Here is a 14685-nt window from a genome sequence, read left to right as displayed (position 1 = left end):
GGACGGAACGATGACGGATTTCAAGTGGCGCCATTTCCAGGGTGATGTGATCCTGTGGGCGGTGCGCTGGTATTGTCGCTATCCGATCAGCTATCGCGACCTTGAGGAAATGCTGGCGGAACGCGGCATTTCGGTCGACCATACGACGATCTATCGCTGGGTCCAGTGCTACGCCCCGGAGATGGAGAAGCGGCTGCGCTGGTTCTGGCGGCGTGGCTTTGATCCGAGCTGGCGCCTGGATGAAACCTACGTCAAGGTGCGGGGCAAGTGGACCTACCTGTACCGGGCAGTCGACAAGCGGGGCGACACGATCGATTTCTACCTGTCGCCGACCCGCAGCGCCAAGGCAGCGAAGCGGTTCCTGGGCAAGGCCCTGCGAGGCCTGAAGCACTGGGAAAAGCCTGCCACGCTCAATACCGACAAAGCGCCGAGCTATGGTGCAGCGATCACCGAATTGAAGCGCGAAGGAAAGCTGGACCGGGAGACGGCCCACCGGCAGGTGAAGTATCTCAATAACGTGATCGAGGCCGATCACGGAAAGCTCAAGATACTGATCAAGCCGGTGCGCGGTTTCAAATCGATCCCCACGGCCTATGCCACGATCAAGGGATTCGAAGTCATGCGAGCCCTGCGCAAAGGACAGGCTCGCCCCTGGTGCCTGCAGCCCGGCATCAGGGGCGAGGTGCGCCTTGTGGAGAGAGCTTTTGGCATTGGGCCCTCGGCGCTGACGGAGGCCATGGGCATGCTCAACCACCATTTCGCAGCAGCCGCCTGATCGGCGCAGAGCGACAGCCTACCTCTGACTGCCGCCAATCTTTGCAACAGAGCCGATCGACCGATTGCCGATCATCGGTTGACGATACGCGCATGTAGCCAACGAGCATGACGGAAAACCCCCAAAACCATGTTGTCGGACACATTTACAATCCGACAGTGTTTTTCGGACATTATGCGGGATCAGAGAGGCCGCGCAATAGCGTGCGCGGCGGAGATCGTCAGGAGTTGCGCCACGGCATGACGGGATTCAGGTGAAATCCGTGATTCGCCCCTAGCCCCTATAGGCCGATAGGGCACGCCGATACGCCCCTCGGCAGTGCCGCGCCGGCGTAGGGTGGCGGCGATATGGCGCTCGGCCGCTACGCGATCGGCGAAGGCATGACGCTGAGCTTGGCCGCGCGCGCCGATCAGCGGTCATTGTTCGCCGGCTTGACCTCGATCGTGCAGCGCACCGTCTTTTTCGCCTTGGCGGCAGCCGCGCCGCACGCTTCGATCGTCTCGCGATTGTCCCGCGCCAGATTGGCGGCCGCGACGATCCCCTCCCAGCTCGCCGGCGATGCGCGCTGCATCAGATGCGTGCCGGCATCCCATAGCGTCGGTTCGGCAAGCGCCCGCGTCGCCATGCGCTCCGGCAACTGCCAGCTATCGGGCATGGCGCGCGCGATCAGGCCGGCGAGAAGCGCATAGAGCAATATCCCCAGCACCACGCCGCCCAACCCGATCCAAAACAGCCACCGATCCTGTTGCCAGCGCGCGCGCGTCGTTCCGATCAGCCCCCGCAATTCCCGCGCCGCCTCGCTCATGTCCGATCGCGTGCTGTTCACCAGGTTGTGCAGCTCGCCCGTCGCACTCGCCACCGAAGCGTTTACACGCTCTCCCATCGTCTCCGGGGTGAGTTTCATCGCGGGGCTTTTCGCGATCACATCGACCCGCTGGGTGAGCGCCAGCAATATCTTCTCGGTGTTGGCGAGCGTCGGCTGATAATCGGGAATCTCGATGGACTCGCGCGCGCGGGCTAACCCCTCGACCGCAAGGCGCACCAGCGCCACCTCGCCGCGCAACTGCTCGAACGCCGCCTGCGGATCGTCGCCGGCCCTGCCGTTGTTGCGATAATTATCCTCGTCCATCATCCTCTCCTTACCGGCTCATTCCGCGCCCCATGCCTATCCCTAAATCCCGCGCCAGCTCGCGGCCAAGGTCGCCGCTGTTCATGCCGCGCCCCCGGCCCATGCCGATCTCAAGCCCCAGCTCGCGGGTGCGATTACGCAGGACCAATTCCACCTGGGGATCGCGCTCAAGGCTTTTCGCCATGCCCGCCATTTCCTTGCCCGTGCGCTCCCGGCCCGCCATGTCGCCGGCGCGATAGAGGCGGTCGCGCTCCTGTTTGAGGCCCTGCCAGCGTTCCACGAACCGATCGGCGCGCAAGTTCGGATCGGCCCGCACGCGCGCCTCCTGGGCCATCGCCTCGATCATCGGGCCGCTGCGCCCCGCCGCCGCCTCGCGCAGCAAGGCGGGATCGCGCTGCATCGCCGATGCGAGGTCACGCGAGGCTCCCGGCCTGATCTGGTCCAGCGCCTGTGTCGTGCGCTCGAGCGCGACCTTTTGATGCTCAAGGACCGGAGCGCCCGACGCCCGCGCCTGCAACACCGCCTCGGCCGAACGCGAGGCCCGCTCGACCGCGCGGGCATAGTCGCGGCCCTGGCCGCGATCGGCAGGGACCGGCGCGCGCTCCGCGCCCTTCAGCGGCGCGGCCGACAGCTTCAGCCCGTCGAACATGCCGCGCTTGGGGGCCGCCTTCTCGCGCTCGCCTGCCGGCGTCGATTCCGGCGCTGGGCGCTGCGGGGCAGGCCGGAAGCCGTCGAACATGCCTCGCCGCGGTTGCCGCTCGGCCGCGGCTTGTCCCGCGCCAGCGCCGCGGTCGCCGGCATCGCGAACCGTGCGTGGATCTTCGCCCATCTGGCGCATGGTTCCCGCGCGCGGGCCAAGGATCTCCACCGGCGAGCGTTCCGCCCGTTCCGGCAATCGGATCTCGCCCGACAATCCGCGCCGGTCGGCGAAAGCACGAATCTCCGCATCCCGGTCGCGGCCATAGTCGGACGCCATATCCTTCGCCCGCTCGCGCGACAGCGTGCGGACAAGCCGGCGATCGTCGCCGAAGTCGTCGCGGCCGTAATGGAGCTGCACCCCGTCGCGGTGCCGCGACAACGCCACATAGGCCGAATGGCGGTCCATGCCGGGGGTCGCCAGCACATGCGCGCGATCGACCGTCACGCCCTGCGATTTATGGATGGTGGCGGCATAGCCGTGATCGACATGGGCATAATCTTTCAGGTCAAACGCGACCGATCGGCCATCGTCCAGCTTCACCGCCATGCGCTCCGGCGATACCTGCTCGACCTTCCCCAGCGTGCCGTTCCTCACCCCTAGCCCGCGCTCGTTTTTCAGGAACATGATGCGGTCGCCGGTCGCGAAGTCCCGCGCGCCGCGCTCGGCCGACACGCGCACGTCCGGCCCCAGCTCGCCGGCGTCGCGCAGCCGATCGCGCGCGGCCAGGTTCAAATCGCGCACCTCGGCATTGGTATGGGTGAGGATGATCCGCGACTGATCCGGCGCGGCGATGCGCTCGGCATCCCAGCGGTCCACAAGATCGGCGCGGGCCAGCTCACGCGTCTCGGCCGCCTGCACCATGCCATGCGCCTCATAGGCATGGATCGCCTCGCCTGCCCGGCCCGTCGCCAGCGCCTTGGTCGCGTCGCGCTGCCAGTCCTCGCACTGCCGGCGTATCTCGGTGATCTCGGCCCAACCGTGGCGCTCGGTCACGGCCCGGAACGCCGCCCCGGCCTCGATCGCCTGCAACTGCTCGGGGTCGCCGACAAGAACGACCTTCGCGCCCGCCTGTTCGGCATGGGACAGCACGCACTCCATCTGGCGCGTGCCGATCATGCCGGCCTCGTCTATCACCAGCACGTCGCGCGGGCCTAGCAGTTCGCGGCCCTGCTCCCATTGATATTCCATGCTCGCGATCGTCCGCGACGCGATGGCGGACCCGCCTTCCAGATTCTCGGCCGCGATGCCCGACAAGGCCGCGCCGCGCACCTGATAGCCCTGCGCCTCCCACGCCTCGCGCGCGACCCCCAGCATCGCCGACTTGCCGCTGCCGGCATAGCCGACGACCGACGCAAGGCCCTTGTCGCCGGTGATATGCGCCAACGCCCCGCGCTGCTCGGCCGACAGGTCAAGCCCCCTGCCCTCGGCCGACGCCAGCGCGCGGGTCACATGGGCGTCGGCGACACCATGCCCCCGGTCGATCGCCAGCCCCTCGGCCGCGCGTTCCAACCGCTGCTCGGCCGCGATCATGTCGCGCGACGTGAACCGATCCTCGCCCTTCCCGTCCCGCCCCAGCGCCACCAGCTCGGGCGAGGATCGCACCGCGCTCATCACCTGGTCGAACTGATCCTTGCCGTCGCTGTGCCGGAACGCGAACTGCGCCAGGTCGCGCCGGGTGAACGTCGCCTGTTGGCGGGCGATCGCGTCCAATGCGATTTCCGGCCTGGCGATGATCTTCTCGCCGTTCTCGCGCGCGATCCGGGCATGGTCCTCGACCCGCTCGGCCTCAAGCCCCTGTTCGGGCATCCGCGACGCCGCCGGCCCGATCTTGTGTTGGGGTTCAAGGTCGATGCCCTGCGCCTCCAACGTCCGGTGATCTATGCGGGCGTCTATATCCAGCTCGGCCAACCGCTCGTTGACATGATCGGCCCAGGCCACGCGCCATTCCTGCAACAGCGCCGTGCTGTTCCACTCGCGCACCTTCTGGCCGAAGCCCTCCGGGCCAACCTCGCGCATCGACAGCATGACATGCGCGTGCGGCTTGGGTTGCCCGTCCTTGCCCATGTCCCAATGTACATTCATGTCCGCGACCATGCCGCGTTCGACGAACTGCTTTTCGACAAAATCGCGGGCGAGCTGGATGCCCTGTTGCTGGTTCAGCTCGCGCGGAATCGAGAACTCCACCTCGCGCGCCAACTGCGCGTCCTTGCGCTTCTCGCCGGCCTCAACCTCGTTCCACAAGGTCGCGCGATCGTTTAAACGCTCCGGCGCACCCTCGGGAGCCAAGATTTCCGAATGGACGACGCCGGCCTTGTTTGAGAAATCATGGTCGCGCCCTAGCCGGTCATCGTGCAGCCGTTCCGCCGCACGATAGGCCGCGCTGGCAACGGCGCTCGATCCGTTGGCGCGGCTGATGACCTTGGCCGAGAAATGGTAGATCGCCATAACGGCCGCTATACTGCCCTTCTTAGCGCAGGTCGGCAACGATGTATAAGCGCGCACTCACACTCTCTGCCGTTCGCGTGATTGACTTCGCCGCATTTCTTGATCGGAACGGTTCCTCGCGCGCGCTATCGTGCTACGCTGCGGCTCCATTCATGGGCGCGAGGGAGAGAAGATGCGAAAGGTGCGCGACTATGACGCGGAACTGCGGGCGCTGAACGACAAGGCCAAGGCTTTGAAGGCCCGCAAGGTCCAGCAACTCGGCGAGCTGGTCACGTCCACCGGGGCCGATGCGCTCGATCTGGACACGCTCGCCGGTGCGCTGCTCGCCGCTGTGGAAGCGGCCGACGCGAACGAAAAGGAGGCGTGGCGCTCGCGGGGCGCGGCCTTCTTTCAAGGACGCGGTCGCAAGGCTGGCCGACGCACTGGCGGCAACGGTGAAGGCGCAAGGCAAACTGGCGCAGGCAAGGAACAGGCTTGAAGCCGCCGCGCGCCGCACCGATACGAGAGGATGGGTCGTGGCCCGACGCGAGCGCACGCGCCATCTCATAGAGCTGGGCGGCCTCGTCCAGAAAGCCGGTCTGGTCGAGCTGGCCGACGATGATCGCGCCACCCTTTACGGCGCGCTGCTCGATTGTACAGCGCGCGTTCAAGGCGACGACGCTGGCAATGTGCTGGCGCTCTGGAAGCGGCGGGGCAAGCGCGCGTTCGACGCGGAAGCGGAAGGTGCGGGCAATGGCTGATCGGCCCGATTTCCATGTCATCACCGGCGGGCCTGGCTCCGGCAAAAGCACCCTAATCGAAGCGTTGGCGGTGGAGGGTTTCGACCACATGCCGGAAGCCGGTCGGGCCATCATCCGCGATCAGGTCGCGATCGGCGGCGCGGCCCTCCCCTGGGCCGATCGCGCCGCCTTCGCGGAATTGATGCTGGGTTGGGAATTGCGCTCATGGCATGAGGCCCACGATCGCGCAGGGCCGGTGATCTGCGATCGCAGCGTGCCTGATGTGGCGGGCTATCTGCGCCTGTGCGGCCTCCCCGTCCCGGCTCATGTCAGCCAAGCGGCGGACCTGTTTCGCTATCAACCCCGCGTGTTCATCGCCCCCTTGGCGCGAGATATTCGCGGCCGATGCGGAAAGAAAACAGGATTTCGCGGAAGCGCAGGCGACCTATCAGGCGATGGTCGCGGTCTATTCCGGCCTTGGCTACGAGCTGGTGACGCTTCCCCTCGCCTCTGTCGCCGAACGTGTGCGGTTCGTCCGCGCCGCAATCGAAAGGGAGGAATCCTAACATGGGGCCTCGCGCGATCTGGCGGGCGTTCGACGCGGAAACGGAAGGGAGAAGCGCACCATGAACATGCTCGACGTGGACGCAATCCGCGCCCAAGTCCGCGCGCTCGATTTCACGCGCGGCACACCGGCCGACGCCGCCATGCGGCGCGAGGATGATGCCGACGCGCGCGCCAATCTCGCGATCGAAGGCATGGCGCTCGACGCCGGCGAACACGCCCTGTTCGACATGCTGCGCGAGGAAGCCGCGCGATCGACAGCGACGAAACCGGCATATCGTTCGGCCAGCAGCATCTTGCGCGGCCCTTGCTCACGCCGGATGAAGTCCGCTCGCTGCGCGAGGATTACCAGTTCCTGTTCTTCGCGGGACAACGGTCGATCGTCGCCGCCAAGCTCAAATACTATGCCGATCGCGAGTTCGCGGGCCGCTTCGACAAGGCGTGAAGTCTTTAAACGGCCCCGTAGTCGAAGCGGCATCATTCCGATATACAAACGATATTGAATGATGGCGCTCTGCCATCCCTCCCTGGTCATAGAAATCGCTCGAAAGCGCGGAAAATCGCCTACTGGCGTTCTAAAGGTGAGGTTTGGGGTATGACCTCACCATTAGCGATCGACGCAGCGGTGGATGATCCCCTGAAGGTCGAAGATCTAGCTTCCAAAAAATCGGCCGCCCAGGAAGCCCGTAAAGCGCATTTGCTGCTCCAACCTCATTTCCTGTCCCCCACCCCGAAATGCGCCCCAGCGGCTCGGAAATCGCACCAGGGGCGACGTTTCCGCCTGCTCCGCCCTCTCAATTGGATCACCACCCTATCCGTTTGGCTTTCCAAGAAAGCCAATTTGCTACTTGGCCGTTGGCGCTGTCGTTGCGGTAGGGACGTGGTGTTTAAACATTTCTAATCAAACAAAAAGCGTACCGGCGGAGCCGGTCCATCATGGGGATGCCGGGTGGGAGGATCGCTAAAGCGATCCGGGGCGGCTGAAGGTCGCGAGCCGGCGGGGCGAAGCTCCAGGAGACGGTGTTCTTCTTCTTCTTCTTCGGGTCTGACGATGCGGCGAGTTCGGAGTTATCCACAGGCAGGGCTACCCTAAAACTCACCTAAAACTCACCGTTCGCGTTCTGATTCAAAGATTCTTCTTAGATTCAAGATTCAGGGTGCCTCAAACCCGCAGAAAACCAAGAAAAATTGCCCCGAAAAGTGAGTTTTGGGGTCGAGTCGCGTGAGTGTTGGGGTAGCCTTCGGTGAGTTTTGGGGTCGGTAAAAGTGAGTTTTGGGGTCGAGTCCGGTGAGTGTTGGGGTAGCCGCCAAATCAACGGTGAGGTTTGGGGTATCCCCTCCCCACCCTCCATCGGGGAGCTTTAGGAATTGCCTAGCTCACCGTTGCTGCTAAAGTGAGGACATGACTCGCGCAAGCTCACCTGTAAATAACGGAAAGGCAAAGATTGCCCTAGGCGATGATACCGCCCTCACCCTCTCGCAAAAGGGGCGCGGAAACCCGTTCGATCCCGCCAATTACGGGGAAATCGTCAAACCCGGCGAGCTGGTCGATATTGTCGAGCTGTCCCCCCTCACCCTCGCCGATCGCCGAATCTACAATCTGCTGATTGCCAACGCCTGGGAGCGGATCAGCGAGCCGGTCATTCACCGCATCGCCAAAACCGCGCTCAAGGGCACGCACCAAGGCAACGAGCGCATAGAAAGCTCGCTGCTGCGCCTGATGGGCACAATCGCCATCGTCACGATCCGCAAGGGCGGCAAGAGCTACAAGCGCCGCGTTCAGCTTCTCGGCTCCAGCGACGAAAGCCTCGAAAAAGACGGCTTCCTGCATTACCGCATCCCCGAAGAACTGATTGAGATTTTGCGTAACAGCGAGGTCTATGCGCGACTTAAGACGCAAGTGATGTATTGTTTCGAGTCGAAATACGCGCTGTGCCTCTATGAAATGATCGAACGCCGTATCGGCCTCGAATATAAGCAAAGCGAAGAGTTCACGATTGCGGAGCTACGCGGCCTGCTCAACGTGCCGGAAGGCAAGTTGGAACGGTTCGCTGATTTCAACAAATACTGCCTCAAGGTCGCCCAGGAGGAAATCAACAAGCTCTGCCCCTTCTGGGTCGAGTTCACCCCGATCAAGAAGGGGCGCAAGGTCGAGCGGGTTTCTATGATGTGGCTCCCGAAAACCATGAGCGGCCGTCGTGACGCGCAAAACCTGATCGACCAACATAGCATCGTCCGCCGCGCCAAACTGCGCGGCGATATACCCGAAATGCCGGTGCTGGTGGATTTCAGCGCGCCCGCCGCCCAAAGGTGAACCCCTACCCCAAAACTCACTTTTCGCGCGCCGGGGCCGCCTCGCCCTAGCCGGCCCTACCCCTCGCCGGCATCGAGCGCACGGCTCACCGTGAACTGTATCCATGCGCTGCGGCTGATCCCGCGCCGCTTGGCCGCTGCATCGACCTTCGCCAGCAACGCGCGATCGAAACGGAGCATCACCGGCGACTTGCGCGGCTCGGCCCCCTGCCCCGCCTCGTCGGCCTCGGTCGCGATCGGCTCGGCCTTCGGCTTGGCCGCCCCGGCAATGAAGGCATCGGCCGCCGCCTCATCCATCGGCGACTTGGGCTTGCTGTTCGGTTTACGAGCGATAGCCATCGAAATTCACTCCGCTATCATTATGCTATACAAATACCGCGCTGACCAATGCGGCCAGCTCGTCGATCGCCTTGGCGTCACGCGGCGATTGCTCCCCTACCGCCCTGCCCTCGGCCGCCGCGTTCGGGAACGCCTTGCGCCGCACTATCGACGTGGGCAGCACCTCGATCCCCTCAATGTCGCCGATCATTTCCAAGGCGGCCTCATTGTCGGCCCCTTGCGCGTCCGCGCCGTTCAGCACGGCGACGGCGCGCAAGCCCTCGTTGATCTCGCGCGCCTCGGCCACCAGCGCCGCAACCTGGTCAAGCGCCCACACGTCGAAGCTGCGCGGCTGCACCGGCACCAGCAACGTGTCAGCCACGGTGAGCGCGGCGCGCAGCGAGCCGGTATCACGGCCGCCCACGTCAATGATAATATCGTCATATTTGGCCGCGAGCTGGCGGACCTGGCTGCGAAGCGCCGCGCCGGTGAGCGCAACGGCGGTATAGCCAGCTTGCCCAAGTCGATCGGCGCGCAGCTCGGTAAAGGTGAGGGCGGTCCCCTGCTCGTCGCCGTCCACCAGCAAGAGGTCGCGGCCCGCAAGCGCGCGCGCCACCGCGAGGTTGACGGCAAGGGTCGTCTTGCCGACACCGCCCTTAGTGTTTCCGACTGCCAATATCATTCTGCTCTCGCTCCGCTGGCAATATGGTTGCGCTGTAGCATGGTTTGTAATGCTAAGGGATATACATTTGATTGGGGCGCTTATTCCCCCTCGTCGCCCTCATCCTCGCTGTCGTCGTCCAGCGGCTCTGGCTCATCTGGCCGTGATCCTCGATCGGGCAAAGCGGCGCTCCGGCCTGCTCAAGCCATTTGCGCGCGGTCCTGACGGTATGTCCCAGCACTCGCCGATCACCTTACGCTTCTGCCAAAGTAGTGCTAAGTTAGAGACAAAGGCCTGATTACTGCTCGTGCCGCAGCGACCTCAGCTACAAGTCTCGCTTCCCATTGTTTATTGCCACATGCGAGCAGCGAAATAGCCATGGCGTGGCGTATGTGCGCAAAGAACACGGCCGCATCAATGTTGTCGTGGCTCCAGAGGCCAAGCGCTCCGCCGAAATAGGTGTTGATCATACTGGCGAAATCTTCCGGAGACACGTGGCCCACCAAATCGCCACTCTGCCAGATCGCCAAAGCGACCGCATGCCAGTGCCGCACGCCTTTATTCATGAAAGCCGGGCGCAGTTCGGCGTCGGAAACACCGAACAGGAACCGTAACAGCGGCCTGAAAAAATCCGGGTCAGATACGTAGAACTCGACTGCCAAGTCGCCCATGTCGAAAGCATAGCTGAGCGGATCGAAATTGGGGTCGGCCTGGCTGGGCAAATTGGTTATGCGATCGATTGCGCGATGCAGAAGGGTGTAAAGGACCGTGCCCTTGTTCCCGATCAGGTTGTAAGACGTATAATGGCTGATATGTGCGCGCGCAGCGAGTTCTCTCATCGAGAACTCCACAGTGCCCAGTTCCCGGATCAGCTTTTCAGCAGCGCCGAGAATACGACTGCGGCGTTCCTCCTTGTTCTGTTCACGTACCACTAAAGCCGGATCCCCAGAGATACTGCGCCCAATGTAGGCCTTGGCCCCTATCGTAAAAAGCCCGGTAATCCAACGATCTTTCCTTTGCGTGTTTCAGGGCGTCCGTCGCCGACAATATGGAAAAATTGGAGGCAGACTAATTTAGGCTTTACACTAAAAATGAGATCGGCGATTATCCGAGTCGAAAGCAGCCGGGCTTCGCGCGGCTTTTTCCAAGCAAATATCAGCAAGACAATGAAATGCAGGGAGAGGTTTATGAGCGAGGTCAGATCTTTGGCGCTGGTCACGTGCGCGGTTTCGGCGGCGTTGGCGGTGCCGGCGTGGGGACAGGATGGCCCTGCCGCAGGTTCCGGCGATGAAATCATCGTTACGGCCAACAAGCGCAGCCAGAATCTGCAGGATGTCGGCCTTTCGGTTTCCGCGATCAGCGGCGATGCGCTGAAGAACCAGCAGATATCGAACCTTGCCGATGTCGCGCAGATCGTGCCCGGCCTGACATTCTCGCAGACCGCCAACGACACACCGGTCTATACGCTGCGTGGTGTCGGCTTCTTCGAATCGACGCTGGCCGCCTATCCTGACGTCAGCGTCTATCTGGATCAGGTGCCGCTCCCTTTCCCGACGCTCACATCGCTGACCGCGTTCGATCTCGATCGGCTTGAAGTGCTCAAGGGGCCGCAGGGCACGCTGTTCGGCCAGAATTCAACCGGCGGCGCGATCAACTATATCGCGGCCAAGCCCACCAGCGACCTGTCGGCCGGTGGATCGCTGTCCTACGGCCGGTTCGATACGGTTGAACTGGAAGGTTTCCTGAGCGGACCGCTCACCAACACGCTGCGCGTCCGCCTTGCAGGCCGGGTCGCGCGCGGTGACGAATGGCAGAAGAGCCATACCCGCGATGACAGGCTGGGCAAGAAGGACACCAAGGCGATCCGTTTCCTGGCGGACTGGAAGCCGTCTGAACGCCTGTCCTTCGAACTCAATCTCAATGCCTGGCAGAACAAAAGCGATCCGCAAGCGCCGCAGGCCATCGCTATCGTGCAGCAGAATGCGGCGATCCCGTCAGACTATCCGGCGCTGAACATCGCTTTCGCCCCGGCCAACGGCCGGGCGGCGGACTGGTCTCCGGGAATCCGGCCGTTCGCCAACAACAAGTTCCGTCAGGCGTCCCTGCGATCGGACTGGGAAGTGGTCGACGATATCACGCTGACCTCGCTGACATCCTATGTCGATTACGATCATCATCAGGGCATCGAGGGTGACGGCACCGGCTCTGTTGCAAAAATCGTGAAGCTTGAGCATGCTTGGCGGAGATTGGACGGACGGAACGATGACGGATTTCAAGTGGCGCCATTTCCAGGGTGATGTGATCCTGTGGGCGGTGCGCTGGTATTGTCGCTATCCGATCAGCTATCGCGACCTTGAGGAAATGCTGGCGGAACGCGGCATTTCGGTCGACCATACGACGATCTATCGCTGGGTCCAGTGCTACGCCCCGGAGATGGAGAAGCGGCTGCGCTGGTTCTGGCGGCGTGGCTTTGATCCGAGCTGGCGCCTGGATGAAACCTACGTCAAGGTGCGGGGCAAGTGGACCTACCTGTACCGGGCAGTCGACAAGCGGGGCGACACGATCGATTTCTACCTGTCGCCGACCCGCAGCGCCAAGGCAGCGAAGCGGTTCCTGGGCAAGGCCCTGCGAGGCCTGAAGCACTGGGAAAAGCCTGCCACGCTCAATACCGACAAAGCGCCGAGCTATGGTGCAGCGATCACCGAATTGAAGCGCGAAGGAAAGCTGGACCGGGAGACGGCCCACCGGCAGGTGAAGTATCTCAATAACGTGATCGAGGCCGATCACGGAAAGCTCAAGATACTGATCAAGCCGGTGCGCGGTTTCAAATCGATCCCCACGGCCTATGCCACGATCAAGGGATTCGAAGTCATGCGAGCCCTGCGCAAAGGACAGGCTCGCCCCTGGTGCCTGCAGCCCGGCATCAGGGGCGAGGTGCGCCTTGTGGAGAGAGCTTTTGGCATTGGGCCCTCGGCGCTGACGGAGGCCATGGGCATGCTCAACCACCATTTCGCAGCAGCCGCCTGATCGGCGCAGAGCGACAGCCTACCTCTGACTGCCGCCAATCTTTGCAACAGAGCCATGCATATGTTCGGCACCGGAGCGTCGCCCCGAACGGAAGCAATCATCCGCCCGGTCGGAAAACGCTCCGAAACGACAGGCCGGAGCATTCCATCCGATGCGATCAGGCCGAAATGTTCAAAAATCCATCGGCTTCGAAAACCTTTCTGGCACGTTCCTCAATCCGATCCGCAAGTGACCTGCGAAGCGGCATGCCGTTCGAGACTTTTCTCAGCGTGTTATAGCTGAAGCCGAATGTTTCGAATATCTCCTCATTATTTCTCATCGTCGACAATGATGTGATCCGATCGGCGATCGAGGGATCCAAACAGCGCATTCCATTAGGCATTCGATCTTCCCCTACTGACGAATTCCAGCCGGTGCACGGTCGCAACTTGCCTGCCCGCGCAGTTCATCGGGCTCTGTTGCAAAGATTGGCGGCAGTCAGAGGTAGGCTGTCGCTCTGCGCCGATCAGGCGGCTGCTGCGAAATGGTGGTTGAGCATGCCCATGGCCTCCGTCAGCGCCGAGGGCCCAATGCCAAAAGCTCTCTCCACAAGGCGCACCTCGCCCCTGATGCCGGGCTGCAGGCACCAGGGGCGAGCCTGTCCTTTGCGCAGGGCTCGCATGACTTCGAATCCCTTGATCGTGGCATAGGCCGTGGGGATCGATTTGAAACCGCGCACCGGCTTGATCAGTATCTTGAGCTTTCCGTGATCGGCCTCGATCACGTTATTGAGATACTTCACCTGCCGGTGGGCCGTCTCCCGGTCCAGCTTTCCTTCGCGCTTCAATTCGGTGATCGCTGCACCATAGCTCGGCGCTTTGTCGGTATTGAGCGTGGCAGGCTTTTCCCAGTGCTTCAGGCCTCGCAGGGCCTTGCCCAGGAACCGCTTCGCTGCCTTGGCGCTGCGGGTCGGCGACAGGTAGAAATCGATCGTGTCGCCCCGCTTGTCGACTGCCCGGTACAGGTAGGTCCACTTGCCCCGCACCTTGACGTAGGTTTCATCCAGGCGCCAGCTCGGATCAAAGCCACGCCGCCAGAACCAGCGCAGCCGCTTCTCCATCTCCGGGGCGTAGCACTGGACCCAGCGATAGATCGTCGTATGGTCGACCGAAATGCCGCGTTCCGCCAGCATTTCCTCAAGGTCGCGATAGCTGATCGGATAGCGACAATACCAGCGCACCGCCCACAGGATCACATCACCCTGGAAATGGCGCCACTTGAAATCCGTCATCGTTCCGTCCGTCCAATCTCCGCCAAGCATGCTCAAGCTTCACGATTTTTGCAACAGAGCCGTTCCTCACGCCCCTGCTCGGCCTCGCCGCCTGCACCCCCGCTGCGCCCGACCCTCGCGGTGTCGATCGCGACGAAACCGTGCTGACCGTCACCGGCACGGGGCGCGCCGAAGCCACCCCCGATCAGGCGTTGTTCACTGCCGGCCTGTCGAGCATCGCCGCCGACGCGCAGGCCGCCAGCGCCCGCAACGCGGAAACCATGAACAAGATCACCGCCGCGCTCGCCAGGCTCGACATTCCGGCGCGGGATATTCAGACCCGCAACCTCTCGGTCAACCGGATCGACTATGGCGCGAACAAGGGCCGCTATGAGGCCAGCAACAGCGTCGCCGTGCGGGTCCGCGACAACAAACGGGTGAGCGAAGCTCTCGCCGCCGTCACCGCTGCCGGGGCCAACATCGTCTCCGGCCCCAATCTCTCGGTCGCCGATCCCGAAAAGGCCAACCTCGGCGCTTATGGCACCGCCTACAAGGCCGCGCGCGCCAAGGCCGATGCCTATGCCGCCGCCGCCAACCTGCGCGTTACGCGCGTGCTGGCGATCAGCGATGGCGGCCAGGGCGGCTATATGCCGCAAATGGCCGACATGGAGGCCCGCATCGCCGCTCCCCCGACAGTCGTGCCACAGGCAGCGCCCCCGGTGATGGCGGGGACCAACATGAACATCGTGACCGTGCGGGTGGATTTCGCCCTGGCGGCGAAGTGA

Annotated in this window: 14 protein-coding genes and 2 pseudogenes; 9 read left to right on the top strand and 7 right to left on the bottom strand. The window is 63.1% G+C overall.

All coding sequences use genetic code 11. From position 1 onward, the window contains the following. Positions 1-10 precede the first annotated feature (10 nt). Positions 11-775, top strand: a complete 765-nt coding sequence (locus V474_RS21265; protein WP_001389365.1) for an IS6-like element IS6100 family transposase — start codon at positions 11-13, stop codon at positions 773-775. Positions 776-1184: 409 nt separating this feature from the next. Here V474_RS21265 and V474_RS21260 read toward each other — a convergent pair whose 3' ends face one another. Together V474_RS21260 and traA are read right to left on the bottom strand one after the other, a co-directional pair. Beyond that, on the bottom strand, positions 1185-1907 hold the full coding sequence (locus V474_RS21260; protein ID WP_015460630.1) for a DUF6118 family protein: 723 nt from the start codon (positions 1905-1907) through the stop codon (positions 1185-1187). 7 nt (positions 1908-1914) lie between these two features. After that, a complete protein-coding gene (gene traA / locus V474_RS21255) occupies positions 1915-5049 on the bottom strand; it encodes a Ti-type conjugative transfer relaxase TraA (protein ID WP_015460623.1) in 3135 nt (1044 codons plus the stop codon). 172 nt (positions 5050-5221) lie between these two features. Here traA and V474_RS21250 point away from each other — a divergent pair, with 172 nt between their 5' ends. The 5 genes and pseudogenes from V474_RS21250 (at position 5222) to V474_RS21235 (ending at position 8646) form a co-directional block, all read left to right on the top strand. Continuing rightward, positions 5222-5527 carry a conjugal transfer protein TraD gene (locus V474_RS21250; protein WP_015460622.1) on the top strand — a complete coding sequence of 102 codons (306 nt, stop codon included), beginning with the start codon at positions 5222-5224 and terminating at the stop codon, positions 5525-5527. A 37-nt stretch (positions 5528-5564) separates the two neighbouring features. After that, positions 5565-5789 (top strand): conjugal transfer protein TraD, encoded by a 225-nt coding sequence (locus V474_RS21245; protein WP_015460621.1) that lies wholly within the window; start codon positions 5565-5567, stop codon positions 5787-5789. Further along, positions 5716-6334 (top strand): annotated as a pseudogene (locus V474_RS25175) (AAA family ATPase). Before V474_RS21245 ends, V474_RS25175 begins: the two are co-directional and overlap by 74 nt. 251 nt (positions 6335-6585) lie before the next feature. Further along, on the top strand, positions 6586-6777 hold the full coding sequence (locus tag V474_RS26700) for a type IV secretory system conjugative DNA transfer family protein (RefSeq protein ID WP_443018597.1): 192 nt from the start codon (positions 6586-6588) through the stop codon (positions 6775-6777). Positions 6778-7734: 957 nt separating this feature from the next. After that, a complete protein-coding gene (locus V474_RS21235; RefSeq protein ID WP_015460618.1) occupies positions 7735-8646 on the top strand; it encodes a replication initiation protein in 912 nt (303 codons plus the stop codon). 56 nt (positions 8647-8702) lie between these two features. Here V474_RS21235 and V474_RS21230 read toward each other — a convergent pair whose 3' ends face one another. The 4 genes and pseudogenes from V474_RS21230 to V474_RS21220 form a co-directional block, all read right to left on the bottom strand. Beyond that, positions 8703-8984 (bottom strand): hypothetical protein, encoded by a 282-nt coding sequence (locus V474_RS21230; RefSeq protein WP_015460617.1) that lies wholly within the window; start codon positions 8982-8984, stop codon positions 8703-8705. A 25-nt stretch (positions 8985-9009) separates the two neighbouring features. Further along, entirely contained in the window at positions 9010-9645 is a 636-nt protein-coding gene (locus V474_RS21225; protein ID WP_015460616.1) for an AAA family ATPase, read from the bottom strand. Positions 9646-9725: 80 nt separating this feature from the next. Continuing rightward, a pseudogene (locus V474_RS26695) lies at positions 9726-9859 on the bottom strand (transcription elongation protein SprT); the annotation flags it as partial. A gap of 40 nt (positions 9860-9899) precedes the next feature. Continuing rightward, positions 9900-10556, bottom strand: a complete 657-nt coding sequence (locus V474_RS21220) for a TetR/AcrR family transcriptional regulator (RefSeq protein WP_059153299.1) — start codon at positions 10554-10556, stop codon at positions 9900-9902. A 255-nt stretch (positions 10557-10811) separates the two neighbouring features. Between V474_RS21220 and V474_RS21215 the strand changes: the two genes are divergently transcribed. Further along, entirely contained in the window at positions 10812-11921 is a 1110-nt protein-coding gene (locus V474_RS21215; RefSeq protein WP_059153298.1) for a TonB-dependent receptor, read from the top strand. Then, the gene (locus V474_RS21210; RefSeq protein WP_001389365.1) at positions 11887-12651 is read left to right on the top strand and encodes an IS6-like element IS6100 family transposase; all 765 of its coding nucleotides are present in this window, start codon (positions 11887-11889) and stop codon (positions 12649-12651) included. The genes V474_RS21215 and V474_RS21210 overlap by 35 nt, the downstream gene beginning before the upstream one ends. A gap of 505 nt (positions 12652-13156) precedes the next feature. Here V474_RS21210 and V474_RS21200 read toward each other — a convergent pair. Beyond that, a complete protein-coding gene (locus V474_RS21200; protein WP_001389365.1) occupies positions 13157-13921 on the bottom strand; it encodes an IS6-like element IS6100 family transposase in 765 nt (254 codons plus the stop codon). Positions 13922-14061: 140 nt separating this feature from the next. Between V474_RS21200 and V474_RS21195 the strand changes: the two genes are divergently transcribed. Further along, a complete protein-coding gene (locus tag V474_RS21195) occupies positions 14062-14685 on the top strand; it encodes an SIMPL domain-containing protein (protein WP_236711373.1) in 624 nt (207 codons plus the stop codon).

It is taken from the genome of Novosphingobium barchaimii LL02, assembly GCF_001046635.1.
Lineage (GTDB): Bacteria > Pseudomonadota > Alphaproteobacteria > Sphingomonadales > Sphingomonadaceae > Novosphingobium > Novosphingobium barchaimii.
The sequence above is the reverse complement of the archived record's forward strand: the minus strand, read 5'-3'. Positions and strand labels throughout refer to the sequence as shown.

What these genes read in the sequence shown, in the direction of transcription:
- V474_RS21210 (WP_001389365.1), top strand. Translation starts at nt 11,887, where the DNA reads ATGACGGATTTCAAGTGGCGCCATTTCCAGGGTGATGTGATCCTGTGG.
- V474_RS21215 (WP_059153298.1), top strand. Translation starts at nt 10,812, where the DNA reads ATGAGCGAGGTCAGATCTTTGGCGCTGGTCACGTGCGCGGTTTCGGCG.
- traA (WP_015460623.1), bottom strand. Translation starts at nt 5,049, where the DNA reads ATGGCGATCTACCATTTCTCGGCCAAGGTCATCAGCCGCGCCAACGGA.
- V474_RS21235 (WP_015460618.1), top strand. Translation starts at nt 7,735, where the DNA reads ATGACTCGCGCAAGCTCACCTGTAAATAACGGAAAGGCAAAGATTGCC.
- V474_RS21200 (WP_001389365.1), bottom strand. Translation starts at nt 13,921, where the DNA reads ATGACGGATTTCAAGTGGCGCCATTTCCAGGGTGATGTGATCCTGTGG.
- V474_RS21250 (WP_015460622.1), top strand. Translation starts at nt 5,222, where the DNA reads ATGCGAAAGGTGCGCGACTATGACGCGGAACTGCGGGCGCTGAACGAC.
- V474_RS21260 (WP_015460630.1), bottom strand. Translation starts at nt 1,907, where the DNA reads ATGATGGACGAGGATAATTATCGCAACAACGGCAGGGCCGGCGACGAT.
- V474_RS21225 (WP_015460616.1), bottom strand. Translation starts at nt 9,645, where the DNA reads ATGATATTGGCAGTCGGAAACACTAAGGGCGGTGTCGGCAAGACGACC.
- V474_RS21230 (WP_015460617.1), bottom strand. Translation starts at nt 8,984, where the DNA reads ATGGCTATCGCTCGTAAACCGAACAGCAAGCCCAAGTCGCCGATGGAT.
- V474_RS21265 (WP_001389365.1), top strand. Translation starts at nt 11, where the DNA reads ATGACGGATTTCAAGTGGCGCCATTTCCAGGGTGATGTGATCCTGTGG.